This window comes from Streptococcus sp. HMSC073D05 (assembly GCF_001812015.1).
Classification (GTDB): Bacteria; Bacillota; Bacilli; order Lactobacillales; family Streptococcaceae; genus Streptococcus; species Streptococcus parasanguinis_D.
The window spans coordinates 63,264-90,047 of the sequence record NZ_KV807498.1 but is presented as its reverse complement, the minus strand read 5'-3'; the positions used below and the strand labels follow the sequence as shown (position 1 = coordinate 90,047).

The following is a 26,784-nucleotide window of genomic DNA, read 5'->3' as shown; positions in this document are numbered from 1 at the left end:
TCTTGTTCAGTTTTCAAAGGTCTTTGTCGCTCTCTCGCGACAACTATATTAGTATATCATGACCTGTCCTTACTGTCAACACTTTTTTTCAAAAAATTTTATTTTCTTAAAAAATATTCTTACTTCTTTGGGTTATCTAAAAAATCAGGAGCAAAATTGCTCCTGATCCTTCTATAATTTAATTGATGTTTTTAATCTCTATTCTTTTACTTCCAATAGACCAATATCTCCATCTTCTCTACGGTAGATAACATTAGTTGTGTTGTCTTCCACATCACGATAAATGAAGAAGTCGTGTGCTAATAGATCCATTTGAAGAATAGCTTCATCTAAATCCATTGGTTCTAGATCAATTGTTTTTGAGCGAACAACTTTTTCTGTGGTTGTTGCTTCTTCTACAACTGCATCGGTAAATAACTTACCTGCACCAGACTTAATACGATTTTTCTTTTCGATTTTTGTTTTATTCTTACGAATTTGACGTTCAATTTTATCTACAACCAGATCAATTGAACCGTACATATCCTGAGACACATCTTCTGCACGAAGTGTAATAGATCCAAGTGGAATGGTTACTTCTACTTTTGCGGTCTTTTCACGGTAAACTTTTAAGTTTACACGAGCGTCTAGCTCTTGATCTGCCTGAAAATATTTTTCAATCTTTTCGAGTTTAGAAACGACATAGTCGCGAATGGCTTCTGTTACTTCTAGGTTTTCACCACGGATACTATATTTAATCATATTAGTACCTACTTTCTAAACATTATGTTTTTATTTATATGTATATTATAACGCTTTCATATTTTTTTTGCAAATCTTTTTTTATCTTGCGATTGAAAATGTCTTTATTTCTTTCACACCTTTTTCAATTAACAGGCGCTTCATTAATTCGATTGTTTTGCCAGTTGTGTATATATCATCGAATATAAGATACTTTTTCTTTTCTGGAACTTCTTCATTTAATTGAAAATGTTGAGAGGTTTTTAATCTTTCTTCTCTTGTTTTTTTTGATTGGGCCAAGCTGTCTTCTTTATGAAATAGAGTGCTGTACTTTATTTCTGCAAAATCTAGTATAGTCGAGACTTGATTGAATCCTCTCTCCTGCTTTTTTTCATGGCTAATTGGAGTTGGTATTATTGTATAGTTTTTATACTTTTTCAACGCTTTTTTGATGTCACTTGCAAATACCATTCCTAACAAACGATCTCCTTCAAATTTATATCGTTTGAAATAGTCTTTCATTGCTCCATTATATCTATATAAAGCTTCATGTTGAACAGTATTTCCTTTGTCTTCCCAGTACTCACAATCTTTACATACTTTCTCCTCCTTATCTTTAAAGCACCTAGGACAATGAATTTCGCCAATTTGTTCGAAGTTTTCTTTGCATTCTTTACAAATCCATTTTTCTTGTTGATTTATAAAAATAAGATCTGTGAAATGTTCACTAGTTTTTAACTCTTTATTACAAAGCAGACATTCTTTCAAAATCCAGCCTCCTGATTCATTTGTTTTATTTCCTTGATTGCTTTTTTCATTTCTTTTGTTATTCCATCTGATAGAAAGAGCAATTGGCCTGTTGGTCTTTCTTTGCTACGTCCAACTCTTCCTGAGATTTGTACAAGGGCACTTTTCGTAAACAAGCGATGGTTGCTTTCTAAAACAAAAACATCTACAAGCGGAAAGGTAACTCCTCTTTCAAGTATGGTAGTCGAGACTAGTATTGTTTTTTCTTTATTTCTAAATTCTTCTACAATTCTCAAGCGATCCTGTGTCTGAGAGGATACAAAACCTACTTTTTCTTTCGGAAAGTAGTTTTTTATATTCTCTTTAAATTGTTGCCCTAACTCTATTTCCGATACGAAGAATAACAATGGGTAGTGAGTCTGTCTTTGCTTCTTGATTAGTTTCAATAGTTCGTAGGGGATTCTTCCTTTTTCTATTTTTTCTCTCATTTTCGATACCCATTTTATTTCTGGAACCACTAGTGGGTTCCCATGGAAACGTCTTGGAAGACTATAACGGATGATTTCTTTTTTCTTAACCTTTTTATCTAACTCATCTGTAGAGGTTGCTGTTAAATAAAGGGTGTTCCCTTCTTTTTTTATCGCATTCTGAGCTGCTTTATATAACATAGGATTATCTACAAAGGGAAAAGCGTCGACCTCATCTATAATAAGGAGATCAAAGGCCTGATAAAACTTTAACAATTGGTGAGTGGTTGCGATTACCAAAGGTGTTCTAAAATAGGGGTCCGATTCCCCATGAAGCAACGATATAGAACAGGAAAAATCTTCCTTCATCCTTCCGTACAGTTCGATACAGACATCGATTCTTGGGGTAGCAATACAAACTGCTTGTCCACTCTTGATCGCTGTTGCTACAACCTGGTACATCATTTCCGTTTTCCCAGCTCCTGTCACAGCATGTACCAAGGCATTTTTTCCTTCTTTAACTGCTTTGATAAGACCATCTGATACCTCTTGTTGATAGGAAGTCAAGGTTCCTTTCCAGTTTAACACCTCTTGTCCCTCAAAGTCCTGCTGTGCAATAGCATAAAGTTTTTGATCACTCTGGATCCTTCCCAATTGGATACAAGCTCTACAATACAGGACCTCTTCACTCAACTTCCAAAGTTTTTGATCAATCATACTGCCACATCGAAAACATTGGTACCTTCCATTTTGTTTTTCTATGGTTGGGAGTTCTTGGGCCATTTCTTTTAAATCGTCTGTCATCTGGCTCTCTGTTAAGAGCCTTCCATAAGCATCTTCTATCTTCATACTTATCAATTCGTAAAAATTGGAGAAAATCATTCTTTTTTTGTAAAATAAGAATATGGAATATATTACATTTAAAGAGAACGGCACTGTTCAAGAAGAAATCAAAAAATCGAAATTCATTTGTCATGTTAAACGCGTCTCTTCTGAAGAGGAAGCTAGAGATTTTATCAACGCGATCAAGAAGGAACACTACAAGGCCACACATAACTGTTCTGCTTTCATCATTGGAGAACATAGCGATATTAAACGGACCAGTGACGATGGCGAACCTAGTGGAACAGCGGGTGTACCGATGTTGGGAGTTTTAGAGAATCATCACATCACTAATAGTTGTGTTGTGGTTACCCGCTATTTTGGAGGCATTAAATTGGGTGCTGGCGGTCTGATTCGTGCATACGCTGGAAGTGTGGCTCAAGCAGTTCGAGAGATTGGACTTGTAGAAATCAAGGAGCAAGTTGTTCTTGGGATCACACTTTCTTATTCCCAATACCAAGAATTTGCTAATTTCTTAAAAGACAACAAATTGGTAGAACAAGATCCGATGTTTACAGATCGGGTGGCGACAACTATTTTTGTAGACAAAGAAGACACCAGTTCTATCACAGCTGCTTTAGTCGAATTTTATAATGGGAAAATCCTTATAGAAGATCAAGGAATTCGCGAGATTGAAGTACCCCTACTTTCTGTAGAAAAATAATCAAAGAAACTACCGGCAACGATAGTTTTTTTTTATCACACCCATAAAATTTCTATATTTTACATTCTTCCCACAAGAGACTATACTTGTTAGTATCAAGAAAACCTAGAACTGAGGTATATTATGGCTATTTATGAAAATATTACAGAATTGATTGGGAACACTCCGATTGTCAAATTGAACCGTCTTGTTCCTGAAGGAGCTGCAGATGTCTATGTAAAACTCGAAGCCTTCAACCCTGGATCATCGGTTAAAGACCGGATTGCTTTAAGCATGATTGAAAAAGCTGAAGCAGATGGCTTGATCAAACCAGGTGATACCATTGTCGAAGCAACTAGTGGAAACACTGGGATTGGTTTATCATGGGTTGGTGCAGCTAAAGGCTATAAAGTTGTGATTGTCATGCCTGAAACCATGAGTGTGGAACGTCGTAAAATCATCCAAGCCTATGGAGCTGAACTCGTTTTGACTCCTGGAAGTGAAGGAATGAAAGGTGCCATCGCTAAAGCTGAAGCAATCGCTGCAGAAAGAAATGGCTTCCTTCCTCTTCAATTTGAAAACCCTGCTAACCCAGAGGTACACGAGAGAACAACAGGACAAGAAATCGTTAATGCCTTTGGAAAAGATGGTTTAGATGCTTTTGTCGCAGGTGTTGGTACTGGTGGTACTGTTTCTGGTATTTCTCATACTTTGAAAAAGAACAATCCTGCTGTCAAAGTCTATGCCGTTGAAGCCAATGAATCTGCGGTCCTTTCTGGCGAAAAACCTGGACCACATAAAATCCAAGGTATTTCAGCAGGTTTTATTCCAAACACTTTAGACACTAACGCATATGATGGTGTTCGTCGTGTATCTTCAGAAGAAGCTTTCGAACTTGCACGCGCTATCGGTGGAACTGAAGGATTCTTAGTCGGTATCTCAAGCGCAGCTGCTATCTATGCTGCTATTGAAGTCGCAAAAGAATTAGGTAGCGGTAAAAAAGTTCTTGCCCTTGCACCAGATAATGGGGAACGTTACCTTTCCACTACTCTTTACGAATTTGAATAACTCACTATACCAAAAAACTTCGATAGGTTTCATCAACCTATCGAAGTTTTTATTTTTTTTCTTGTTTGCTAAAGAATGCTTTTCCTTCTTTGACCCAGGTTGGCATCTGTTGAGCTAAGGGAGCAAAACCACTTTTGTTGCGGTCATTTGAAAAACGATGGTGTCGAATACTTCGTTGCGGTGTTTCTTCTAAGGTTCTCAAAGAGAGACTGGCTTTCTTAGAATATTCATCAACATCAATGACTTGGACAAAGACTTTCTCTCCAATCGAAAGAATATCATGAATATTACTTACATAGCCACTTCGAATCTCTGAGATATGAATCAAGCCTGTGACACCCGACTCTAGTTCAACAAAGGCTCCATAAGGTTGAATGCCTGTGATGGTTCCTTCTAACTTATCTCCAATTTTCATTTTAGTCCTCAATTTCGATGGTTTGAATCACGACATCTTCTACTGGCTTATCCATCATACCTGTCTCAACAGCCGCAATCTCATCCAATACCACAAATGAAGCTTCATCCATCAATTGTCCAAATACGGTATGGCGTTGATCTAGATGAGGAGTTCCTCCTTCTGTCGTATAGATTTCGGCAATTTTTTCAGGCCAGCCACCGCGGACCAATTCCTTTTTCGAATATGGGAGATGTTGATTTTGTACAATAAAGAATTGGCTGCCATTTGTGTTTGGTCCAGCATTTGCCATTGAAAGGGCTCCGCGAATATTGTACAATTCTTTTGAAAATTCGTCTTCAAAGCTCTCACCATAGATGGATTCACCACCCATACCTGTACCAGTAGGATCTCCCCCTTGGATCATGAAATCTTTAATAATCCGATGGAAAATGACACCATCATAATAGCCAGACTTAGCAAGAGCCACAAAATTTGCAACTGTTTTTGGCGCTTGATCTGGGAACAATTGAATTTTCATCTCACCGTGATTGGTTTTGATCACAGCTATAGGACCTTCAACCACACCAAGTTCCAACTGCGGTAACGTCAATTCTTTTTCAACCATATTTAACTCCTCTAAGGCATAGAATATGCCATCTTCTTCCAAATTCTTAGTGATATAATCAGCTTTTTCTTGTAACTCTGGGGCAGATATTCCCATTGCGATACTAATCCCAGCATAATCAAATAGTTCAAGATCATTTAAGCCATCCCCAAATACCAAAACATTTTCTGGCTTCAAGCCCAAATGATTTACAAGTTGAGAGACTCCAGAAGCCTTTGATCGATCAAAACGAACAACATCAGATGAATGTGGGTGCCATGGAACTAGACGTAACTCCTCTTGTAAGGAAGGTGATAATTCTAAATCACCATCATCTTCATCAAAGGTCCACATTTGGAAAATTGGTTCTTTCAAATGAAGATCTGGATCTACTGGTAAGTTGGGATAAATGATGTCAATAGCATCACTGATCAAAGGTGTACGATTGGACAGGGCAGCTTGATGACTAGCCACTAACCCATAATCAATCTGGGATTCTTTGGCCCAATCCACAAAAGAAGAAACGATTGCTTCATTGATTGGTGATTGGTAGATCACAGTTCCTTTGGTATCTTCAATATAGGCACCGTTTAAGGTGACTAGAAAATCCGGCTTTAAGTCCATAATTTCAGGAACAACTCCAAAAACCCCTCTACCGGTTGCAATCCCTGTTCGAATTCCCTTTTCTTTCAACTGACGAAAGACGTCTTTTACAGATTCTGGGATCAATCCAGTTTCTTTTGCACGTAATGTATCGTCAATATCAAAAAAGACGATTTTTACTTTTTTTGCTTTATAACGTAATTTTGCGTCCACTTGTCTCCCCCTATTTTCCTTGCTCTATTATAGCATGTTTCAACTTAAAAATCTTCCTGATTCACCAGATGGTGTCGGAAGGCATAGACGACTGCTTGTGTCCGATCACTAACTTCTAGTTTCGATAAAATATTGGAGACGTGGGTTTTCACCGTTTTTAAAGAAATAAAGAGTTCATCTGCTATGCGTTGATTTTCATATCCTTTGGTCAATAAAGACAGAATATCTCGTTCTCTAGCCGTCAAATCATCATGCAATTCAGCATGGTTCTTGCGTGACTCAACTTTTTGACTAACTTCTGTCTCGATCGCAAATTCTCCCTTTGCAACCTTCCTTACAGCCTGTAGGATCTCAGTTGCCGACGAAGTCTTTAAGATATAACCTTTTGCACCTGCATCTAAAACCGGGTAGATCTTTTCGTTATCCAAATAAGACGTCAAAATGACAATTTTAGCTTCCGGCCACTCTTTTAGGATGGCTAGAGTTGCATCGATTCCATTTAGCTCTGGCATCACAATATCCATGATGATGACGTCTGGTCTTTCTTTCAGCGCCAACTCCACGCCTTCTTGCCCATTTTGTGCCTCTGAGACTTGCTCAATATCGGTTTGCATGGACAAAAAGCTTTTTAATCCCAACCGGACCATTTCATGGTCGTCTACTAATAATACTTTCATACAGTTTCCTTTTCATTTTTATCTTTTACAAGGAGGGGAACACGAATATCTACAGCTACTCCCTTTTGAGGACTCGTTCTTATTTTAATGGTTCCCGCCATGTCTTCTACACGTTCTTGAATATTTTTCAACCCATAACTCAATCGTTCCAATTTTTCCTGCTCAAATCCGATTCCATCATCTACCATCCGTAAATGAAGTTGTTTCCCCTCCTGATGCAAAAAGACATCCATTTGTTGAGCTCTAGCATGTTTCAAGGTATTGCTGACAATTTCTTGGACGATCCGAAACAGATGTTCTTCCATATCTTTTGGAATACTCACTTCATTATGATGGAAGACAACGGTTAGGTTACTCTTTTCCTTCAATTCTCTAAAAATCATCTCCATACCTTCTACTAAACTTTTTCCTTCCAATTCTGTAGGACGAAGATGTAAGAGCAAGACACGTAGATCATTTTGGGCTGTACCCAAAATATCCGATACCCCATTTAATTGCTGCTGAATCTGGTTTTTCTCTAACTCAAGAGCCTGTGAAGCCACTCCGGACAAAATCATATTAGCTGCAAACAATTCTTGACTAACCGTGTCATGTAGATCGCGCGCAATTCTCTTACGCTCGATTTCAATAATTTCTTCCTCATTTCGCATCACACGATTTTCACTCTTTTGTAAATTTTCTTCAAGTCGATGTAACCTCTTATCCAATAAATCTAACTGTTGATTCAATTCTTTGGGGGCAATTTCTTTTTGCTGGGAACCATTCATAATAGCTTCCACCTTTTGTTGTACCGCATGAACTGTCACAAATTGCGTGATCTTCATAATCAAGAGAACTAAAGCCGTCAATGCAAGCGTCAGACTAAAAATCAAAAATAGGAATGATTGAAGCAAGGAAAGATCTGAAAGAAGTTTGCTCCACTGAAAACCAACAAAATGAAAAATGGTATGACAAATGACCGCAACCACCATTAGGGAATAGAAGTACAAAAGGAGATAGTCTAATTTTTTCATGCGCGAATCACCTCTACATCCCCAACGATTCCAACTAATACAATTTTAATAGAACGGTGCGACCTCCGATAATGTGCCGTTTCAATATCTAAGGTTTCATTCCTCATCTTTCGGATAGGAAGATCCAAAAACTTCAGATTTCCATAAAGCGTGTTAATTTGTAAATGAAGCTCCAAATCAATCGGTAAGATAATTTTTGTATTTCCAAAACCTTTCCGAATAATCACCACATTATCCCAATTGCATATGGCAACCTCCTCTAAATGAAGGGTGTCATTCCCAAAAACTCGGATCACATTCAGATCTCGATATCCTCGACTTTGCTTTGAAAAATGTTGTAAATCACCAATCCATCGAGTTTTTTCCTGACGAATTTCGGTATTCTCTTCAACATCAAACATAACTGCTTCATTTTCCTTATACATATAAGGGTAGGCGATCAATAAACCATAAACCACCGCAAATAAAATGGCTGCAATCACAAAAGGATTCAGCATCACGATAAAAAATAGAAGCACACTCAGTGCGATTAATAGAAAATTCGCTTTTTGTTTGCCAAAATAGTAATACAGAAGGAGCAAAAAGAGAACCATCAAGACAACAAATCTGGAAAAATCGATTGATAAAATGGTGATCGCTGCTAATGTTAACAAAACGGCTTCAACGAAAATAAAAATTTGTATTTTCCACATAGTCTACCTCATCTTTTCCTATTTTATCAAATTTTTCCTCATTTGACTTCCGTCTGTGGTTGGATAATCGCATGCAATCAAAAAGACCCAGAAACCCATCTGAGTCTTAAACTGAATTATTAATCTCCACCAGTTGCACTACTGCTGGAACTTTCTGTATCCGATCGTTCCGTAGAAGAAGAACTTGATGTTTCTGAACTGGATGAGGCTTTCGTACTTGAAGAAGCTGTCACTTTAGGCTCATATACCGTCAAGACAATTCGTGTTCGGTTAATGTCCACCGTACTCGAAACTTCTGGAGTTTGACTGACAATTTGACCTGCAGAAACAACTACCCCATCAGGGAGATGTTCCGTTTTTCTTAATTCGATATTGGCTTCTTTAATACCATAGATTTCAATTAAATTACTTCTAGCAAAATCATAGGTTGATCCAACATAGTTTGGCATTTCAATTGAAGTTGTTTCTTTTGCTACTTTTAAAACAATCTTGGTCTTTGAACTCAAAGAATATTGCTCTCCTGGAGCTGGGGTTTGTTCAAGAACTGTCCCTGCAGGATCATCAAAGGTCTCAACTTCTTCAATCGTGATCATTTTGCTCGATACTTTATAAGTGTTTTTCAGATCCTCTTCAGCTGCTGCCCGTGTTTCGCCCACGTAATTTGGCATTTCAAAGCTGTTTGGTCCTTTTGAAACGATCAAATCAATTCGACTTTGTTCTTTCTTTTGGGCCCCTGCATTGGGATTGGTTCGAATGACATAACCTTCTGCAACCGAATCACTGTACTCTTCTTTCTCTTCACCAACTTGAAGGTCTTGTCCCTCAATAACGGCTCTAGCTTCGGCAATGGTTTTGCCGGAAACATCTGGAACGGTTTTATTGGCCGGGCTCATATACAACAAGAAGGTAAAGGCTGCAAGAACTAGGGCAATGGCAACAAACAAGACCTTGTAGCGCGCCCGCAAGCGTCTTCTTGGATTTTTGCTTGGGGCCATTGTCTGTTGGTTAGATAATGGTCGATTAGGATCTACCGAACTGATTTCATTGCGTACCTCAGAGATTGGAACAGGAGCCGTCTTTGGAGTTGGACTCACTTTTGGAAGAGTTTTTGTATCAGCTTTCGCTTGGTCTTCAAAAATCAGTTTTTTCTCATTTCTTCTCTCATAGGACAAACAACTTGAAAGATCCACATACATCTCTGCCACTGACTTATAGCGATCCGTCAGTTTTTTAGCTGTCGCTTTGATCACCACATTTTCTAGAGCTTGTGGAACATTCTTATTTTCCTCACGAATAGATGGGAGAGGCTTTTGAAAATGCTGCAAAGCAATTGTGACTGCACTGTCCCCATCATAAGGAATGTGCCCGGTTAACATCTCATAGAAAATGATCCCCATAGCGTAGATATCACTTTGAACCGTTGCTTTCGATCCACGCGCCTGCTCAGGGGACAAATAATGAACCGACCCCAACATCGAGTTGGTCTGGGTCAAGCTAGTCTCTGCAAAGGCCACTGCAATCCCAAAGTCTGAAACTTTCGCTGTTCCATCTGGTGTCAAGAGGACATTCTGTGGTTTTAAATCTCTGTGGATAATGCCACGCGTATGGGCAAGACGCATAGCGAGAAGAATTTGCCCCATTAAACGAACAGCTTCTTCATTTGATAAAGGTGCATTTTCTTTGATATAGCGTTTTAAGTCTAAACCTGCAACATATTCCATTGCAAGGTATTGTTGCCCTTCTTCTTCGCCAATGTCTGTAATCCGAACGATATTTGGATGGTCCAGTTCTGCCATCGCTTTTGCTTCACGCTGAAAACGAGCAACTGCAATAGGATCTGTCTGGTAATTCGTACGCAGCACCTTGACTGCAACTTCTTCCCCATCTAAAATCAAATCACGCGCAAGATAAACATCTGCCATCCCGCCGCGCCCAATTTGTTGGATGATTTTATATCGCCCGGCAAAAATTTTGCCGATTTGAATCATGCTGCGTCCTCCTCAGTAAAGTGGAGTAGTACAACAGTGATATTATCCAAGCCTCCAGCATTATTGGCAAAGCGAATCAATGCTTGAGCCTTCTCTTCAAGCGTAACATCACTCAAGACAATGTCTCTGATTTCATCTGGGCCAATCATATTCGTTAAACCATCACTATTGATCAAAATGTAATCATCTGCTTCAACAGTCACCAAACCATAATCAGGCGCCAACTCATCTTTTTGACCAATGGACTGAGTGATGATGTTCCGCTGAGGATGATGGGCTGCTTCTTCTTCTGTAATTTGTCCTGCTCGTAAAAGAGCATTTACAAGAGAATGATCACTGGTCAACTGCTGGTATTCACCGTGGCGAATGAGACCAATCCGCGAATCCCCAACATGGGCATAAATCACTTGTCCTTCTACAAAAGCCAAAGCTTCCAGTGTCGTTCCCATTCCTTTGTGCTCATCATCTTGCCCAGCTAAATGAATCCGTCGGTTCACAGCTTCTAAATGTTCTGCAAACCATTCCCGTACTTGATTAACCGTCTCGATCTCAGAAGAAACCCAGGCTGCACCTAGGTCTGTGACTGCCATTTCACTAGCAATATTTCCGGCACGGTGCCCCCCCATACCATCAGCAAGAAATACCATAGATTTTCCTGCCTTGTTTTTATATTGATTTGCATAGTCTTGGTTATTTGTCCGTCTTTGACCTACATCGGTTAAGATCGTCATATCCATACTGTCAGTTTCCTCCTGATATTATGACATTCTCTTAAAACGACTGATAAAGAAGCCGTCGCTTCCATATAATTCGGGTGTAATAAGGATACAATCATTCTTGAGAATATCTTTTCTTTCGTGCTCCAATGGAACTTGTTTGAAATTTGGATGGTGTTTCAAAAATTGGTCCACCACTTCAAAATTTTCTTTCCCCATAATTGTACACGTGCTGTACACTATTATACCACCTTTACGCACACTTTGACAAACACTATCCAGAATCGCCAATTGAATAGCTTGTAAAGATATAAAATCTGCAGCCTCTTTATTGTACTTGATATCAGGCTTTCTCCGTATCAGACCAATCCCCGAACAAGGTGCATCCACCAAAATTTTATCGAAGGCATCTGGTCCAAATGTTTCATAGACTTTTGTCGCATCTAACTTCTTTGTCAAAATTTTGTCCGCAACATGGAGCCGATCAGCATTTTCTTGAATCAATTTGAGTTTATGGTCATAGAGATCCAGGGCTGTGACTTTCCCAGTCGTGAGATAAGAAGCGATGTGAGTCGTCTTTCCACCTGGCGCTGCACAGGCATCTAAAACCCACTCATCCCCTTGCAAATCCAAAGCTGGTGCCACCAATTGACTGGACTCGTCTTGAATGGCAATGCGTCCTTCTTTAAACAAAGTGTGCACTGCAAAATGTCCCTGATCTTTCACGAGGGCAGACGGGGCAAGTAGAGAAGATTTTGCTTCTAGTGTCTGAGCCAACTCTTCTTTTTCGTCAAGATCAATCACACGAATACTTGATTTATTACGCTGATAGAGACTCTTAAAAATAGCGCAAGAACGTTCTTCACCATATTCTTCGATCAATGCTTTGACCAACCATACAGGTAGAGAATACTCCACTGAATAACGTTTGTTCTTTCGCTTAATCGTATCAATAGCTGGTAGTCCCTCGCGAAGGAGCTTTCTAAGAATAGCATTGACAAACTTCTCACTGCCTTCTTTTCGACCTTTTGCTATCCGGACAGCTTCATTGACGATGGCATGGTCAGGAATGCGATCCAAGTAGACTAGCTGATACAAACTCATCAGCAAAAGATAATAGAGCCAAGGATCTAATTTCGTCCGGTCCTCAATCACGTGGGCGAGATACCACTCGAGTGTTATCTTCCGCGCTACGGTACCATATACAACTTCCGTAACAAAACTTCTATCTTTATCTGAAAGTTGAGAATGTTCTAGTGCTTGATTTAAGGCAAGATTAGAATAGGCACCATGTTCAAAAACCTCTTCTAAAACTCCAAGAATCTGTTCACGCGCATTCATTTGTTTACCTTCCAAAGCGATCTCCTACTTTCAATTGACGGCCCGCACCATTCAAAAAGTCTGTAATGGACATTTTTGGTTTTCCTGCCGGCTGCACAACTTTGAGGGATAGCGCGCCTTCACCTGCAGCTACTACCAACTCTTTTTTGCTCAAACCAATCACTTCTCCTGGATTTCCATTGCCCTCGCATAGCTCTGCTTCATAAACTTTAAAGCGTTGATCATTTAACAAAGTATGAGCGACAGGCCAAGGATTCATCCCTCGGATCTGGTTAAAGACTTGGCGGTTGGTTTTGGTCCACTCCAAAATTTCTTCTTCCGGCAAAATATTTGGTGAAAATGTGACCAAACTAGGATCTTGTGGCCTTGGCTGGATCTCCCCTGCTAGGTAATCCGGCAAAGTATCTAGGAGTAGATCCCGTCCAAGGACAGCCAATTTTTCAAACAAGGTTCCCACATTGTCCTCATCTAAAATTGGTAGAGAACGAGCTGCAATCATGTCTCCAGCATCCATTTCTTTGACCATTTCCATAATTGTAACCCCAGCTTCTTCATCGCCATTGATCAAAGCATAATGAATCGGCGCACCACCTCTATATTTAGGCAACAAAGACGCGTGGACATTCACAGCGAACTGAAAGTTTTCTAGTAATTTTGTCGGTAAAAATTGGCCAAAAGCAGCGGTCACAATTCCATCCGCATTCAAGGATAGGAGAGTTTCCATTTCTGGACTACCTGATAATTTCTCAGGTTGCAGAACTGGTAAGTGGTGCTCCAAAGCTACTTGCTTCACTGGAGTCATTCGAATTTCTTTTTTACGACCTACTTTGCGGTCTGGTTGGGTCACTACTGCCAGAATTTCATAACGAGAATCTGCTAACAATCCCTTTAAAACGGTCGCTGAAAAATCAGGCGTTCCCATAAAAATTAATTTTGTCATTTTTCTTCCTTACATAAAACTTTGAGGTTCATTATCAATACTAACTCGTAAATCTTGGTTGCCTTTTTCTTGCGTAAATTCCAAAATTTGATTCAATACCTGTGTAATTCCTTCTTCAAAACGATATTTCACAATGATTTGATAATGATACAAATTATGTGTACGCGCAATTGGTTTAGGAGTTGGTCCTAAAATTTGGACTTGATCGGATAAGCCAGAATGGAGAATTTCCATGACCTGATGTGACTTCTCCATCACAATTTCCTCACTCTTATGCGATAGGTTCAACCCAACTGTGAAGTAATAAGGCGTATAGCCCAGCTGCCGACGAATCTGCATTTCATAGGCAAAGAAACCTTCATAATCTTGGTCTTTGGCAAATCTAATCGCATAATGATTGGGGTTGTAGCTCTGAATGATAACCTCTCCTTCTTTCTCTGCTCGTCCTGCCCTTCCTGCCACCTGAGTCAAGAGTTGAAAGGTTCTCTCTGAGGATCGATAATCTGGCAAATTTAAAGAAGTATCCGCATTCAAAACACCCACCAAGGTCACATTGGGAAAATCTAGACCTTTCGCAATCATTTGCGTTCCTAACAAAATATCCGCTTCTCCATTCCCAAAAGCATCTAGTATCGCTGCATGGCTCCCTTTTTTTCGGGTGGTATCCACATCCATGCGCAAAATTTTAGCCTCAGGAAAGATCTCTTGTAATTCATCATAGGCTTTTTGCGTTCCTGTTCCGTAATAACGAATGGAACTACTTTGGCAATTTGGACAGTGTCGAGGAATTGCCTTACTATAACCACAGTAATGGCAATTCATCGTTTTTGTGTCCATATGGAGGGTCAAAGAGATGTCACAATTTGGACACGTATCCACTGTCCCACACTCGCGACACATGACAAAGCTGGAATAGCCACGTCGGTTCAACATCAAGACAACCTGCTCTTTTTTCTGCAAGCGATCAGAAATAGCTTCCACTAAGACAGGAGTGAAGTTTCCAGCTTCATTTTGGCCAATATAATCACGGAAATCAACGACTTTAACTTCTGGAATTTTGGCTGCCGGATTGGCCCGCTGGGTTAGACGAATTAATTCATAAACCCCTTTTGTTGCACGAGCCCGTGATTCTAGACTTGGAGTGGCAGATCCAAGAAGCAAGACTGCCTGATTGTACTGAGCCCTTAAGACTGCGACTTCCCGCGCATGGTAGCGCGGGTTACTATCTTGTTTGTAAGAAGCCTCATGTTCCTCATCAATGATGATGGCACCTATATTCTTCAAAGGTGCAAAGATTGCTGAGCGCGCTCCAACCACTACCTTGGCCTCTCCACGTTCTACCTTCCGCCATTGATCGTACTTTTCACCATTTGATAAGCCTGAGTGCAGAATGGCCACTTCCTGACCAAAACGGGAAATAAAACGGTCTGTCATCTGTGGTGTCAGAGAAATCTCAGGCACCAACATAATAGCTGTTTTTCCCTTATTTAGAACTTCTTGAATAATCTGCAGATAAACTTCCGTCTTCCCGCTTCCAGTCACTCCTTCTAATAAGAAGGGCTTTGATTCTTTCCCAAGTTTAGAAACAACTGTTTTTACAGCCTTTGATTGTTCTGGATTTAAGACTAAAGCTCGGGTTTGTTTTTTTCCTTCATAGTAAGATGCTGCCCGATTCACTTCTCGTTCGGTAATTTCTAATACATCCTGATCAATAAAATAGGCCACTACTTCTCGTGAAAAACCCTGATACAATCCTGCTAAAGGTTGCTCCTCTTGCTCTAGCAACAGGCGTTCTTTCAATACTAGTCTTTTTTTAGCTCTCGCAGTCGGTTGCAGTTCTTTTAATCGTTCCTGGTTAACGCGATACCATTTTTCTGTTTTAATTTGTTTCTTATCCTTGGCCTTGTATTCAAGTACCAAATCACCTTTTCTGACCAACCGCATCACTTGGGCTTGATCGGCCGCATCTAGAGAAGAAAAAGAAACTTCATTTTTTTCACCAAAAAGTTTCTTTTTGAGAGTTGGATCCAAAGATGGTTGAGGATACAAAATCTTGTCATAACTGGAATTAAGAAGTGAGGGAAGCATGGCTTTTAAAATCGTTATTTTGTAGGAAAAGACACTTTTTCGCAATTGATCTGCCAACCAGAACTGCTCTTGATTTAAGACAGGAGTGTAGTCTAATACCTCTCCAATCGCCTTCAATTCCTCGCTTGTATCTGCCTCTTCTACAACGTCTACCACAATCCCTTGAATGAGGCGATTCCCTTTACCAAAGGGGACATGAACTCGCATTCCCGCCTCAACCATATCTTCAAATTCTGATGGAATCTGATAGGAATAGGGTTTATCCGTCTGCATCAATGGAACATCTACGATGACTTTTGCTATCACTTTTTCACCTCCAGCCTCTATCATATGAGCTTTACTTTATCACGGAACCCTTTAAATAGCAAAAAATAAGATTGAGAAGTCCCCAACCTTAAATTTTTTCACCATCTTCTTTTTCTTTGGCAATTTGTTCCTTAATTTTGCGCTCTTCTTCTTCTTTGCGGATTCGCTCTGCTTCAATCCGACGACGAAGCGCTTCACGTTTTGCTTCTGGATCCGGGTGAACAACTACGTTTCCTGACTCGATTTCTTCAAGCGCTTGTAATGTTGATTTGACCGATTGGAATTCTTGAGTTGGCACTGCACCACTTTCCAATTCGTGGGCCCGTTTTGCCTCAAGTATGACCAATGAGTATTTTGAGGGTACTTTGTCAAGCAATGTATCAATAGAAGGTTTTAACATCATATTCCTATACCTAATTTCTAATTATTTATCTCTTCACAATAGTTTGTGTTTTTGGTAACATATCCAGATAATGCCCAATGACACGGTCTACACGGAAATGTTCTGCTTCGATCACACGTTTGACACGTTGAGCAGCAAGAGGAACTTCATCGTTCACAATTGCGTAGTCATATTCACGCATCATGGCGATTTCTTCTTTTGCTTTTTCAATCCGTTGCGCAATGACTTCTGCACTATCTGTTCCGCGTCCCACTAATCGATCTTGTAATTCATCCAAATCAGGCGGGGTTAAGAAGATAAAAACTGCATCTGGCACTTTTTTCTTTACTTGGAGCGCACCTTGAACTTCAATTTCAAGGAATACATCAATTCCTTTGTCCAAGGTTTCATTCACATAAGTTAAAGGAGTCCCATAGTAATTTCCAACGTACTCAGCATACTCTAACATTTGCCCTTGACGGATCAAATCTTCAAATTCTTCACGTGTACGGAAAAAATAATCGATACCATCCACTTCACCTGGACGTTGTGCACGCGTCGTCATCGATACAGAATACTGAAACTGATTGTCCGAGTTTTCAAAAATTTCTCGTCTGACCGTTCCTTTTCCAACCCCTGAAGGGCCAGAAAATACAATTAATAAGCCACGATCCGCCATGATTTCTCCTTCAATGTCTTTCTATCTAGTGTAACAAAAATCGGCCTAATTTTCAACTGATTTTTTTCATTCAAAAAGCTTGAGATGCTAGATCTCAAGCTTTTCGTTTATTTTGCGTAATCTACTGCACGCAATTCTCGAATAACGGTGACCTTAATGTTTCCAGGATATTCAAGATTTGACTCTATCTTCTCACGAATATCATGAGCTAAGATCGTCACTTTATCATCCTTGATTGCCTCAGGGCTCACCATAATACGGATTTCACGTCCTGCTTGAAGGGCGAAACTTGTCTTAACTCCTTCAAAGCTGTTTGCAATTTCTTCAAGATCTTGCAAACGCTTGATGTAACTTTCAAGTGACTCACTTCGTGCTCCAGGTCGAGCCGCACTCAAGGCATCAGCTGCAGCGACAATGACTGCGATAACACTTTCAGGTTCCACATCTCCATGGTGACTGGCAATAGTATTGACAACCACTGGGTGTTCTTTATACTTACGTGCCAATTCTGTCCCAATCTCAACGTGACTTCCTTCCACTTCACGGTCAATCGCTTTACCGATATCATGCAAGAACCCTGCACGTCGTGCCAAAGTAGCATTTTCACCCAACTCACTGGCAATAATACCAGAAAGTTTGGCAACTTCAATGGAGTGACGCAAAACGTTTTGACCATAAGATGTACGGAATTGCAACCGTCCCATGATTTTCATCAAATCTGGATGGAGGTTTGGCGCCCCGATTTCATAAGCAGCGGCCTCACCGTATTCACGAATACGATTGTCAATTTCCTGACGGTTCTTCTCAACCAGCTCTTCGATGCGGGCTGGATGGATGCGACCATCTTTGAGAAGGCTCTCCATTGTCATACGGGCAATTTCACGACGAATCGGATCAAACCCTGACAAGGTCACCACCTCTGGCGTATCATCGATAATCACATCAACCCCCGTCAAGCTCTCAAAGGTACGAATATTGCGTCCTTCACGCCCAATAATCCGGCCCTTCATGCTATCATCAGGCAAATGAACGGTTGAGTTTGTTTGCTCTGCAACAAAATCACCAGCCATTCGCTGCATGGCTTGCACGAGAATGGCTTTTGCAATTTTATCAGAACGTTCTTTCACTTCCAGTTCTGCTTCACGAATTCGTGATGCAATTTCTTTTGAAAGTTGATCTTCCGTCTGATTCAAAATAATGTCACGCGCTTCTCCTTGACTTAGAGCAGCGACACGTTCCAGTTCTTCTACTTTCTTGTGTTCAAGCTCTTCCAGCTGTTGTTCACGCGTATCAATGTGTTTAGTTCTATCTGTAAGACTTTGCTCTTTGTGTTCAAGAGACTGTTCTTTGCTTGTTAAAATGTCGTCTTTGCGATCAAGATTGCTAGCACGTTCTGCCAAACGGCTTTCTAATTGCTTCAATTCTTGTCGTTCTGACTTAAACTCAGCATCGACCTCTTCACGATATTTTCTGGCTTCTTCCTTTGCCTCCAAAAGTGCTTCTTTTTTAAGTGAACTTGACTCATGCTTCGCCTCTTTTAAAATCAAATCGGCTTCACGTTCTGCCTGTCCACGTAAATTCGTTGCTTCTTGTTCAGCATTCAAAAGGGTGAGTTCCGCAGCTTCTTTTGAAGCTTTCATTTTAAGAGCAGTTCCCACATATCCAATGACTAAACCAATGACCGCGGCAAAAACACCTGTAATAAACAAATTCATGCTTTTACCCCAAATCTATTTAATTAGTTGAATTAAAAATTCTTTTACATTTTACCATAAATTAGTAAAATTAACAATCTAAAAAAACAGGAAAAACCTTTTATATTTTTGCTTAATGCTTGTCCTTTTATCGTCTTTTCTTTCATGGAACATCTGTGAGATATTCATTTATTTCGACTTTGTTGAATCTGCTTTTTTATGCTATAATCAAGAAAAACAAAGAAGGATTTGAGTATGACAAAAGAAGTAATTGTTGAAAGTTTTGAATTGGACCACACAGCTGTGAAGGCTCCCTATGTACGCTTGATTGGGGAAGAAACTGGACCAAAAGGAGATATCATCTCTAACTTTGATATTCGCCTAGTGCAGCCGAATGAAAATGCGATTCCAACGGCAGGGCTCCACACAATCGAGCATCTTCTTGCGATGCTCATTCGCAAACGCATAGATGGTATGATTGACTGTTCCCCATTTGGATGTCGCACCGGTTTTCATATGATCATGTGGGGACAGCATTCAAGTACGGAAATTGCTAAAGTGATTAAAGAATCTTTAGAAGAAATTGCATCTGTCAGCACTTGGGAGGATGTCCCAGGCACAACCATTGAGTCTTGTGGAAATTACAAGGATCACAGTCTCTTCTCAGCCAAAGAATGGTGCCGCCTGATTCTAGATCAAGGAATTTCAGACGATCCATTTGAACGTCATCTTGTTTAATACGAAAAAGAGGCTGGACAAAAGTCCTGGCCTCTCAATTGTTTTTGGACTGTCGAGCAAGACGCAGTGGTTGAGTGGGATATACTACGCTGATTTCATCAGCTTTTACAGCCTTACTCAACTGTGCGGAGGTGGGACAACGAAATCGAATACTAACGAATTACCGATTTCTGTCCCACTCTCTTTTTTATTGTCATTTTTCCCAGAAAAGGGATGTTTGATCAAGCATTAATAATCCAGAGCATCTGAATGACCTTTCCCGTTTCCTACGAAATAACCAGTTTTGGCATTGATACTAAAGAGATAGGTTCCATCTGGTTTGAAGAGGTTATAATAGCCATTACCGTTAATGATATTGACACGCTCTAAAATGTATTGATTGCCAGTGATATGTCCACGTTTACGAGCAATATTCAATACTTTTTCAAGGATACCATCACCAAACACCCAGGCCGGGTTATTGACATCATTGATAGCTGCTTGGTTATACGGCACACGGCTCAGGTTCCGCTGAAGTGGGACGCCATCGCTTGGAAGACCGTACCCTGAATAGCCTGGACTTGCAGCTCCTGCACCACTTGTAGCAGCATTGACAGCTGGGGTTGTAGGCGTTGCTGCTTGAGCTGGGGCCGGTGTTGCATTAGAAGTATCTGTACCACCTGTTCCTGTTACTGGGGCCGGTGTCGCGACCTGTTGTGAACGTCCTTGCGCTACCGCCTCATTTAATAAGCTATCTAATTTTTCATTGCCTGTCTTTGTTTCTGCAAAGGTTGCATCACTTTTTGCTTTGGCAGTTGCATCAAGAACTCCATCTTTGATGACTGGAGAACTGAATTGAGAATTCACTTTTTGAATGGCAGAAACTTGCTTCACAAGGTCTTCATATTTTGTTTTAGCCACATTATAATCACTGCTTCCTTCTAATTTGTCCAGCAGTTTCTTCAGATTTTCCAAGTCTCCGAATTTATCATTCTTAAGCCCACTTTTCGATTCGTCTACAAAAAAGGCATCGTAGGCTTTGGTAAACTCTTCCAATTTTTGAGCTTGTGTTTCACTGCTACTTGATTTAGAAGTAGAAGATGACTTGCTAGATGAAGAAGATACAACTGTTGTACCACCAGATTTTCCACGACTGTGCATCCAGTTATAGGTCACAAAAATGGCCGAACCGACAATCGCAAGACCTAATGCAGAGTATAGAACCACTTTGATTCGTTTACCAGCATTGCTTGGAGTTTCCTCAGGAAGGTCCTCTGTTTCTACAATTGGTTCAGTTGGTGTGGGTCCAAATTTTATCTTAGCAGGTAATTCTGTTGAGATAGCATCCATTTCAGGTCTTTGTTCCAAGACCGTTTCCGTTACTTCCGGTGCCTCCACTACTTCAGCTACTTCAGCAACTGTTTCTGTAGCTGCCAACTCTTCAGCTTTAGCCAATTCCTCTTTGGCCAAAATCTTTGTATCATATTTTTCTGCTTCAATTTCTGCTCGGTGTTGTTTGATGTATTTGTCTAAGACATTATCACCTTCAGCTACACCTGCCTCGATTTCTTCTGCCTTTCGATTGGCCTGCCCAATCGTCATCTCTTTAGCATCTTCAAAATCTAAAATTGATTCTGTTTCTTGCTCTAATGACTTTTTATCCTTCTCTGTCATAAAAATCCTTTCTATGCCTTAATCTGCCGTTTTACTCGTTCCCCAAAATATTGGTAGAGATCAACTTTTAGGGTTCCGTTGTAAAGTTTTCGTTTTTTATCTGCTTTACTACCGAATTTAGATTCAAAACCTTCATCACTGGTTAAGATAAATTTACTCCAGGTTTTGAGAGGTGCAAATACGTGCCCCATTTCAGTATACAATCTCGTAACGCCTTCATCATCGGATAAGCGTTCTCCATATGGAGGGTTAGAGATAATCACCCCATTGATCTTATCTGAGTGAAGATCTTGGACTCGCATTTGTTTGAAAGTAATGTCACTGCTAACGCCCGCTTTCTGAGCATTTTCTTTAGCAATCTCAACCATCCGTGCATCGATATCGGTTCCCATAATATCCAATTCGATCTCACGATTAATTTTACTGCTCGCTTCTTGACGGACTTCGTGAATCAAGCGATCATCCATCCAGTTCCATTCTTCAAAAGAAAAGGTCCTACGCAATCCAGGTGCCATCTTTCGAGCAATCATCGCCGCCTCAATACAAAACGTTCCAGAACCACATGTCGGGTCAAGCAAGGGCTTATCTGGATACCAGTTTGACAACAGAAGAATTGCTGCTGCCATATTTTCCTTAATAGGGGCTCCCCCTTTTTCGGTCCGATAGCCACGTTTGAAGAGGCTACTACCAGTGGTGTCAAGCAAGACGGTGGCTTGGTCTTTAAGGATCGATACTTCAATCTTAAACTCTGCCCCATTTTCCATGAGAGGAACACCTTCTGGTCGGGCATAGTGTTTTTGTAACTTTTTAACGACTGCTTTTTTCGAAATGGCCTGAACGCTAGGTTCATTATGAAGTTTTGATTTGACACACTTAGCCTTAGAAATAGGAAAACGTGCTCCTAAAGGCAAATAATTTTCCCAATCCAAAGCAAAGACACCTTGAAAGAGTTCTTCGAAGGTTTTGGCTGGAAAACTCCCAACCACAATTTTCACTCGATCAGCCGCGCGCAACCAGAGATTGGTCTCTATGATTGCTCGACGGTCTCCTTGAAATCGAACCCGTCCATTTTCAACCTGGCAATCGTAACCGAGATCGCGTAGTTCTCGACCAACAACAGCCTCTATGCCAGCAGCGGCCGTTGCAATCAATTCAAATTGTTTTTTCATCTTATTCCTATCACTTTAAAAAAGGAGGTTGAGATCTCTCTCCACCTCATCAACCTATATGCAATTTTCTATAAGCCATGTTTTGTTCCAGAAATGACTAGGTACCATTTCCTTCGATAATCATCTGTCTACTGTTTCCAGTCAGAATGCTATGTTCGTTTCCACGCATTCCATGCCCCGACCAAAGTTTGGGTTGCTAGCTTGAGGGGTTTACCGCGTTCCACTTTTTTGGTTTCCCTAAAAACTACGTCACTGTGGCACTTTCAGAGTTACTAGAGCTTATCCTTAGACTTAGCTCCTTCACTCGCCGTAACTTGAATACCAAGTCCCTAGGCTTATGGATTCACCTAGCACAAACACTACAGGCATCACAGCCTGTGCTAGCATGGACTTTCCTCATGAGAGGATTCTCTCACGCGATTATCCAAAAATTGCACGATCTATGGGATTAATAATCGCGATCTACGATCTGTTTCCCAAAAACTTCTTTTTCCAAACGATTGAGACGTTTGAGTATATCAAAGTTCGTCGCTGTTGTCACTTGCGGGAATTCTTGCGTAGCGGTGCTAGCAATCGGAGATGTTTGTGGTGTTTCCTGTGCTTTTTGGGCAAGTTCTTCACGAAGGCGGGCGTTTTCTTCACGCAATTCCTTCACCAAAGCAGCATAGGTTTCATAGTCTTTTATAACATCATCTAAAAATTCATTTACTTCATCTTTATTATAACCACGAACTTCTCGTTTGAAATCTTGATCAAAAATATCTTTCGCAGTAAAAATAATACTCGCCATTACTCTCTCCAATCTAGTTCATCATCTCAATTATATAAAAAAATGGTAAGAAAAATCAAGGTATAACACCTAGTTTTCGTAAAAATTTTCAGCAAGTTCATTTAAGTCATCAAAACTTAATTGTTTGACATAAAATGGTTCTTTTTCTAACATCATTTTGTAAAGATATTTTAAATTGGTTTCATTTTCTGGATCATAAAAAACATAAGCTCCATCCGCGTTATCTATTAAAAACTGATTGTATTCTTTTAGTTGACCCGGATTGCTATAGTGGGGATAGGCATATTTCACGAAATCCACCTGTTTGAAGCGTGTTAATAATTCCTGATTGCTTTCATTCCAATTTTCGCCAACATTCTCAAATAGGAAGATCGTCGCCATTTGAAAATCGTAATCTTTTTTTAATTCAAAGGCGACCTCTAGTACCCAAGCCTCAAATCCCAAATTACCAGAAAAGACCAGCCATTTCACTCCTTCTTCAAATAAACGACGAAGATCTCTTTCAATGGCTTTTTTGATAATGGTCAGTCGAGGGTCTTTATTGGAAAAGACGCCCACATCAAAACTCTTATAACCTGCAACAAGTATGGTATTCATTTTTTCCTCATTATTCTAATTTATGATATAATAGAGTGATGTAATTGTACCAATAAGGAGAACTATGGTCAACTATCCACATAAAGTAGCAAAAAAAACCTTGGTCTCTACACAAAGGAAACATCCAGTCGACTTTGCGAATCGTGGGATGACATTTGAAAAAATGATCAATGAAAGCAATCAATACTATCTTTCTCGAGGTCTAGCTGTCATCCATAAAAAACCAACACCGATTCAAATCGTGAAAGTGGATTATCCACGTCGCAGTCGGGCAAAGATTGTTGAAGCCTATTTCAGGCAAGCCTCAACGACAGACTATTCTGGAGTATACAAGGGACGCTATATCGATTTTGAAGCCAAGGAAACACAGCAAAAGCAATCCATGCCGATGAAAAATTTCCATCAACATCAGATCGATCATATGGAGGCGGTTGTCCAGCAAGGCGGTATCTGTTTCGTTCTCTTGCATTTTGCAAAGTTGAGTGAAACCTACTTACTACCTGCTTCTGCATTAATTCACTATTACAACATCGATCATGGTAGTAAATCCATGCCCCTCTCCTATATTCAGGAGCACGGCTTTCTAGTAGATAAGAATCGACTTCCGAGCGTTCCTTATCTTGATATTATCGAACAGAAACTTCTAGGCGGTATTTAAATGAATAAACAAACAGTCATTCAATGGTTGAAATATGTTGCAATCGCAGCCATTTCATTTTTCTTACTTTTATTTGTCCTTGGTGGACTGATATTTAGTTACTATGCTATGAAAGCACCAACCTTGTCTGAAAAAGATTTGGTTGCAACAACATCTAGTAAGATCTATGACAACCAAAATAACTTGATCGCAGATTTGGGGGCTGAGAAACGAATCAATGTCACAGCCAATGAAATCCCTACTGATTTGGTCAATGCTATCGTAGCGATTGAGGACCACCGTTTCTTCAATCACCGTGGGGTCGACATCATTCGGATCGGCGGTTCCTTCCTTCACAACTTACGAGGAGGAAGTCAAGGTGGGTCAACCTTGACGCAACAATTGATCAAATTAACCTATTTCTCCACTTCGGCCTCTGACCGTACCCTCTCTCGTAAGATCCAAGAAGCTTGGTTAGCAACCCAATTAGAAAAGAAAGCAACCAAACAAGAAATCTTGACCTATTACGTCAATAAAGTATTTATGGCGAATGGGAACTACGGAATGCAGACAGCTGCAAAAAGTTATTACGGAAAAGATTTAAAAGATCTTTCACTCCCTCAATTGGCACTCCTTGCGGGGATGCCCCAAGCACCAAACCAATACGATCCATACTCCCATCCTGAAGCAGCGCAACAACGCCGAAACTTAGTATTAAAAGAAATGCTCGATATGAAGACCATTTCTAACAAACAATACGAAGCAGCGGTCAATACACCTGTTACAGATGGTCTGCAAAGTCTTAGTTCTTCAAGCAGTTACCCAGCCTATATGGATAATTACCTGAAAGAAGTGATCGAGCAGGTCGAAGAAGAAACAGGCTACAATTTGCTCACAACTGGGATGGATGTCTATACTAACGTTGACACCGAAGCGCAAAAGAAATTGTGGGACATCTATAATACAGATGAATATGTCAACTATCCAGATGATGAATTGCAAGTAGCTTCAACAGTTATCGATGTTAATACTGGTAAAGTCATTGCACAACTTGGCTCTCGTCACCAATCTAGCAACGTTTCCTTTGGTACCAACCAAGCCGTTGAGACCAACCGTGATTGGGGTTCTACAATGAAGCCAATCACAGACTATGCACCAGCTCTTGAACATGAGGAATATACTTCTACTGCAGCTACCATCACAGATGCACCATACAATTTCCCTCATTCCTCAACACCTGTCTACAACTGGGACCGTTCTTACTACGGTAGCATTACTATGACTTATGCAATCCAACAATCTCGGAACGTTCCTGCAGTGAAGGCTCTTGAAAAAGTTGGCCTTAAAAAAGCCAAGAAATTCCTAAATGGACTGGGAATCGATTATCCAGAAATGGTATACGCTAATGCCATCTCAAGTAATACTAGCGATTCAAGCAATAAATACGGAGCTAGCAGTGAAAAAATGGCTGCTGCCTATGCTGCCTTTGCTAATGGTGGTACCTACTACAAACCGAAATATGTCAGTCGAGTTGTCTTTAGTGATGGAACCACAAAAGAATTTGATTCCGAAGGAACCCGCGCGATGAAGGCAACAACCGCCTACATGATGACAGATATGATGAAGACCGTCCTCACGTCTGGTACTGGTACAAATGCGGCTATTTCAGGAGTCTACCAAGCTGGTAAGACAGGTACATCAAACTATGCTGACAACGAGGTCAAAAAGTTAACCAAAAATACAGGTTATTCAAGTATCGTGACACCGGATGAGTTATTCGTAGGATACACACCTGAATATGCTATGGCCGTCTGGACGGGTTATTCAAATCGCTTGACTCCGGTATTAGATAACGGAATTCAGGTGGCAACGGATGTTTACCGTCAAATGATGCTCTATCTTGCCAATAACAACAATTCTGGTCATACAGATTGGACGCAACCAAGTGGGCTGTATCGAAGTGGTTATTATCTCTACTTAAACAATGGTAAGAACAACAACAATAACTACTATTATGAGCCAAGTTATTCCACTGATCAATATTCGTATGAAGAACCATCGTCTAGCTCTTCAAACGAAGAAAATCCATCTAAACCATCTGAGCCTTCTTCACAAGACTCTAACAATCATAACGAATAATATAATGGGGAAGTCGGGCTTTTTGCCCGGCTTTTTTAAATGATGGTTGAACAATCAGAACCTTCTCGTTCTTATTTTAGAATCCAACACTTATAAATCTAGTTTATTTAGTTAGACTTCCCAACTTTTTATTTTTGAATATATAAAAAAAGAGCCTTTTGGCTCCTTTTAGAATGTAGACAAACTATTTTAAAGTAAAAT

General features: G+C 40.2%; 25 protein-coding genes and 1 other RNA gene. 5 read left to right on the top strand and 21 right to left on the bottom strand.

The window, feature by feature from the left end; translation table 11 throughout:
- Positions 1-198: 198 nt before the first annotated feature.
- The 3 genes from hpf to HMPREF2832_RS07485 form a co-directional block, all read right to left on the bottom strand.
- Positions 199-741, bottom strand: coding sequence for a ribosome hibernation-promoting factor, HPF/YfiA family (gene hpf / locus HMPREF2832_RS07495; protein WP_049496195.1), 543 nt, complete (start codon positions 739-741; stop codon positions 199-201).
- A gap of 81 nt (positions 742-822) precedes the next feature.
- On the bottom strand, positions 823-1,488 hold the full coding sequence (locus tag HMPREF2832_RS07490) for a ComF family protein (protein ID WP_049496191.1): 666 nt from the start codon (positions 1,486-1,488) through the stop codon (positions 823-825).
- Positions 1,485-2,783 (bottom strand): ATP-dependent helicase ComFA, encoded by a 1,299-nt coding sequence (locus HMPREF2832_RS07485; protein ID WP_049496189.1) that lies wholly within the window; start codon positions 2,781-2,783, stop codon positions 1,485-1,487. The genes HMPREF2832_RS07490 and HMPREF2832_RS07485 overlap by 4 nt, the downstream gene beginning before the upstream one ends.
- 55 nt (positions 2,784-2,838) lie before the next feature.
- On the opposite strand from HMPREF2832_RS07485, the gene HMPREF2832_RS07480 reads away from it, so the two are divergent.
- Together HMPREF2832_RS07480 and cysK are read left to right on the top strand one after the other, a co-directional pair.
- A complete protein-coding gene (locus HMPREF2832_RS07480; protein ID WP_049496186.1) occupies positions 2,839-3,480 on the top strand; it encodes a YigZ family protein in 642 nt (213 codons plus the stop codon).
- A 123-nt stretch (positions 3,481-3,603) separates the two neighbouring features.
- Positions 3,604-4,527, top strand: coding sequence for a cysteine synthase A (cysK, locus tag HMPREF2832_RS07475; RefSeq protein WP_049496183.1), 924 nt, complete (start codon positions 3,604-3,606; stop codon positions 4,525-4,527).
- 49 nt (positions 4,528-4,576) lie between these two features.
- On the opposite strand, the gene HMPREF2832_RS07470 is transcribed toward cysK, so the two are convergent.
- From HMPREF2832_RS07470 to HMPREF2832_RS07410, 13 genes are all read right to left on the bottom strand, one after another.
- Positions 4,577-4,942: a S1 RNA-binding domain-containing protein gene (locus HMPREF2832_RS07470; RefSeq protein ID WP_049496180.1), complete on the bottom strand. Its 366-nt coding sequence runs from the start codon at positions 4,940-4,942 to the stop codon at positions 4,577-4,579.
- Position 4,943: 1 nt separating this feature from the next.
- On the bottom strand, positions 4,944-6,344 hold the full coding sequence (locus tag HMPREF2832_RS07465) for a bifunctional Cof-type HAD-IIB family hydrolase/peptidylprolyl isomerase (RefSeq protein WP_049496177.1): 1,401 nt from the start codon (positions 6,342-6,344) through the stop codon (positions 4,944-4,946).
- Between the two features lie 44 nt (positions 6,345-6,388).
- Positions 6,389-7,021 carry a response regulator transcription factor gene (locus HMPREF2832_RS07460; protein WP_049496174.1) on the bottom strand — a complete coding sequence of 211 codons (633 nt, stop codon included), beginning with the start codon at positions 7,019-7,021 and terminating at the stop codon, positions 6,389-6,391.
- Positions 7,018-8,034 carry an envelope stress sensor histidine kinase LiaS gene (locus HMPREF2832_RS07455; RefSeq protein WP_049496171.1) on the bottom strand — a complete coding sequence of 339 codons (1,017 nt, stop codon included), beginning with the start codon at positions 8,032-8,034 and terminating at the stop codon, positions 7,018-7,020. Before HMPREF2832_RS07455 ends, HMPREF2832_RS07460 begins: the two co-directional genes overlap by 4 nt.
- Entirely contained in the window at positions 8,031-8,726 is a 696-nt protein-coding gene (gene liaF / locus HMPREF2832_RS07450; RefSeq protein WP_070506187.1) for a cell wall-active antibiotics response protein LiaF, read from the bottom strand. Before liaF ends, HMPREF2832_RS07455 begins: the two co-directional genes overlap by 4 nt.
- Before the next feature lie 119 nt (positions 8,727-8,845).
- On the bottom strand, positions 8,846-10,714 hold the full coding sequence (pknB, locus tag HMPREF2832_RS07445) for a Stk1 family PASTA domain-containing Ser/Thr kinase (protein ID WP_049496166.1): 1,869 nt from the start codon (positions 10,712-10,714) through the stop codon (positions 8,846-8,848).
- On the bottom strand, positions 10,711-11,451 hold the full coding sequence (locus tag HMPREF2832_RS07440) for a Stp1/IreP family PP2C-type Ser/Thr phosphatase (protein ID WP_049496164.1): 741 nt from the start codon (positions 11,449-11,451) through the stop codon (positions 10,711-10,713). The genes pknB and HMPREF2832_RS07440 overlap by 4 nt, the downstream gene beginning before the upstream one ends.
- 21 nt (positions 11,452-11,472) lie before the next feature.
- A complete protein-coding gene (gene rsmB / locus HMPREF2832_RS07435; protein ID WP_070506185.1) occupies positions 11,473-12,786 on the bottom strand; it encodes a 16S rRNA (cytosine(967)-C(5))-methyltransferase RsmB in 1,314 nt (437 codons plus the stop codon).
- Positions 12,776-13,711, bottom strand: coding sequence for a methionyl-tRNA formyltransferase (gene fmt, locus HMPREF2832_RS07430; protein WP_070506183.1), 936 nt, complete (start codon positions 13,709-13,711; stop codon positions 12,776-12,778). Before fmt ends, rsmB begins: the two co-directional genes overlap by 11 nt.
- A gap of 9 nt (positions 13,712-13,720) precedes the next feature.
- Complete coding sequence (locus tag HMPREF2832_RS07425; protein ID WP_070506181.1) at positions 13,721-16,129, bottom strand: primosomal protein N'; 2,409 nt, start codon at positions 16,127-16,129, stop codon at positions 13,721-13,723.
- A gap of 64 nt (positions 16,130-16,193) precedes the next feature.
- On the bottom strand, positions 16,194-16,508 hold the full coding sequence (gene rpoZ, locus HMPREF2832_RS07420) for a DNA-directed RNA polymerase subunit omega (RefSeq protein WP_003010339.1): 315 nt from the start codon (positions 16,506-16,508) through the stop codon (positions 16,194-16,196).
- A 25-nt stretch (positions 16,509-16,533) separates the two neighbouring features.
- A complete protein-coding gene (gene gmk, locus HMPREF2832_RS07415) occupies positions 16,534-17,166 on the bottom strand; it encodes a guanylate kinase (RefSeq protein WP_049516131.1) in 633 nt (210 codons plus the stop codon).
- 107 nt (positions 17,167-17,273) lie between these two features.
- Entirely contained in the window at positions 17,274-18,881 is a 1,608-nt protein-coding gene (locus HMPREF2832_RS07410; RefSeq protein WP_070506179.1) for a ribonuclease Y, read from the bottom strand.
- A 234-nt stretch (positions 18,882-19,115) separates the two neighbouring features.
- Here HMPREF2832_RS07410 and HMPREF2832_RS07405 point away from each other — a divergent pair, with 234 nt between their 5' ends.
- Positions 19,116-19,598 (top strand): S-ribosylhomocysteine lyase, encoded by a 483-nt coding sequence (locus HMPREF2832_RS07405; protein WP_024054576.1) that lies wholly within the window; start codon positions 19,116-19,118, stop codon positions 19,596-19,598.
- 228 nt (positions 19,599-19,826) lie between these two features.
- Here HMPREF2832_RS07405 and HMPREF2832_RS07400 read toward each other — a convergent pair whose 3' ends face one another.
- From HMPREF2832_RS07400 to HMPREF2832_RS07380, 5 genes are all read right to left on the bottom strand, one after another.
- A complete protein-coding gene (locus tag HMPREF2832_RS07400; RefSeq protein ID WP_070506177.1) occupies positions 19,827-21,251 on the bottom strand; it encodes a cell division site-positioning protein MapZ family protein in 1,425 nt (474 codons plus the stop codon).
- Positions 21,252-21,262: 11 nt separating this feature from the next.
- A complete protein-coding gene (locus tag HMPREF2832_RS07395; protein WP_070506176.1) occupies positions 21,263-22,420 on the bottom strand; it encodes a THUMP domain-containing class I SAM-dependent RNA methyltransferase in 1,158 nt (385 codons plus the stop codon).
- A gap of 66 nt (positions 22,421-22,486) precedes the next feature.
- Positions 22,487-22,852, bottom strand: an RNA gene (gene rnpB / locus HMPREF2832_RS07390) — RNase P RNA component class B.
- Between the two features lie 16 nt (positions 22,853-22,868).
- Positions 22,869-23,210 (bottom strand): cell division regulator GpsB, encoded by a 342-nt coding sequence (gene gpsB, locus HMPREF2832_RS07385; protein WP_003010351.1) that lies wholly within the window; start codon positions 23,208-23,210, stop codon positions 22,869-22,871.
- 69 nt (positions 23,211-23,279) lie between these two features.
- Entirely contained in the window at positions 23,280-23,807 is a 528-nt protein-coding gene (locus HMPREF2832_RS07380; RefSeq protein ID WP_070506173.1) for an SLOG family protein, read from the bottom strand.
- 64 nt (positions 23,808-23,871) lie between these two features.
- On the opposite strand from HMPREF2832_RS07380, the gene recU reads away from it, so the two are divergent.
- Complete coding sequence (recU, locus tag HMPREF2832_RS07375) at positions 23,872-24,465, top strand: Holliday junction resolvase RecU (protein WP_070506171.1); 594 nt, start codon at positions 23,872-23,874, stop codon at positions 24,463-24,465.
- Positions 24,466-26,583, top strand: a complete 2,118-nt coding sequence (gene pbp1a / locus HMPREF2832_RS07370; protein ID WP_070506170.1) for a penicillin-binding protein PBP1A — start codon at positions 24,466-24,468, stop codon at positions 26,581-26,583.
- The last annotated feature ends 201 nt before the right edge of the window (positions 26,584-26,784 follow it).

Excerpts from the sequence above, each read along its gene's own strand:
- HMPREF2832_RS07440 (WP_049496164.1), bottom strand. The coding sequence starts at position 11,451 with ATGGATATGACGATCTTAACCGATGTAGGTCAAAGACGGACAAATAAC.
- gpsB (WP_003010351.1), bottom strand. The coding sequence starts at position 23,210 with ATGGCGAGTATTATTTTTACTGCGAAAGATATTTTTGATCAAGATTTC.
- HMPREF2832_RS07470 (WP_049496180.1), bottom strand. The coding sequence starts at position 4,942 with ATGAAAATTGGAGATAAGTTAGAAGGAACCATCACAGGCATTCAACCT.
- HMPREF2832_RS07455 (WP_049496171.1), bottom strand. The coding sequence starts at position 8,034 with ATGAAAAAATTAGACTATCTCCTTTTGTACTTCTATTCCCTAATGGTG.
- hpf (WP_049496195.1), bottom strand. The coding sequence starts at position 741 with ATGATTAAATATAGTATCCGTGGTGAAAACCTAGAAGTAACAGAAGCC.
- HMPREF2832_RS07485 (WP_049496189.1), bottom strand. The coding sequence starts at position 2,783 with ATGAAGATAGAAGATGCTTATGGAAGGCTCTTAACAGAGAGCCAGATG.
- HMPREF2832_RS07380 (WP_070506173.1), bottom strand. The coding sequence starts at position 23,807 with ATGAATACCATACTTGTTGCAGGTTATAAGAGTTTTGATGTGGGCGTC.
- cysK (WP_049496183.1), top strand. The coding sequence starts at position 3,604 with ATGGCTATTTATGAAAATATTACAGAATTGATTGGGAACACTCCGATT.
- HMPREF2832_RS07405 (WP_024054576.1), top strand. The coding sequence starts at position 19,116 with ATGACAAAAGAAGTAATTGTTGAAAGTTTTGAATTGGACCACACAGCT.
- HMPREF2832_RS07460 (WP_049496174.1), bottom strand. The coding sequence starts at position 7,021 with ATGAAAGTATTATTAGTAGACGACCATGAAATGGTCCGGTTGGGATTA.
- HMPREF2832_RS07425 (WP_070506181.1), bottom strand. The coding sequence starts at position 16,129 with ATGATAGAGGCTGGAGGTGAAAAAGTGATAGCAAAAGTCATCGTAGAT.
- pbp1a (WP_070506170.1), top strand. The coding sequence starts at position 24,466 with ATGAATAAACAAACAGTCATTCAATGGTTGAAATATGTTGCAATCGCA.
- pknB (WP_049496166.1), bottom strand. The coding sequence starts at position 10,714 with ATGATTCAAATCGGCAAAATTTTTGCCGGGCGATATAAAATCATCCAA.
- HMPREF2832_RS07400 (WP_070506177.1), bottom strand. The coding sequence starts at position 21,251 with ATGACAGAGAAGGATAAAAAGTCATTAGAGCAAGAAACAGAATCAATT.
- fmt (WP_070506183.1), bottom strand. The coding sequence starts at position 13,711 with ATGACAAAATTAATTTTTATGGGAACGCCTGATTTTTCAGCGACCGTT.
- HMPREF2832_RS07395 (WP_070506176.1), bottom strand. The coding sequence starts at position 22,420 with ATGAAAAAACAATTTGAATTGATTGCAACGGCCGCTGCTGGCATAGAG.
- HMPREF2832_RS07410 (WP_070506179.1), bottom strand. The coding sequence starts at position 18,881 with ATGAATTTGTTTATTACAGGTGTTTTTGCCGCGGTCATTGGTTTAGTC.
- HMPREF2832_RS07480 (WP_049496186.1), top strand. The coding sequence starts at position 2,839 with ATGGAATATATTACATTTAAAGAGAACGGCACTGTTCAAGAAGAAATC.
- liaF (WP_070506187.1), bottom strand. The coding sequence starts at position 8,726 with ATGTGGAAAATACAAATTTTTATTTTCGTTGAAGCCGTTTTGTTAACA.
- gmk (WP_049516131.1), bottom strand. The coding sequence starts at position 17,166 with ATGGCGGATCGTGGCTTATTAATTGTATTTTCTGGCCCTTCAGGGGTT.
- rpoZ (WP_003010339.1), bottom strand. The coding sequence starts at position 16,508 with ATGATGTTAAAACCTTCTATTGATACATTGCTTGACAAAGTACCCTCA.
- recU (WP_070506171.1), top strand. The coding sequence starts at position 23,872 with ATGGTCAACTATCCACATAAAGTAGCAAAAAAAACCTTGGTCTCTACA.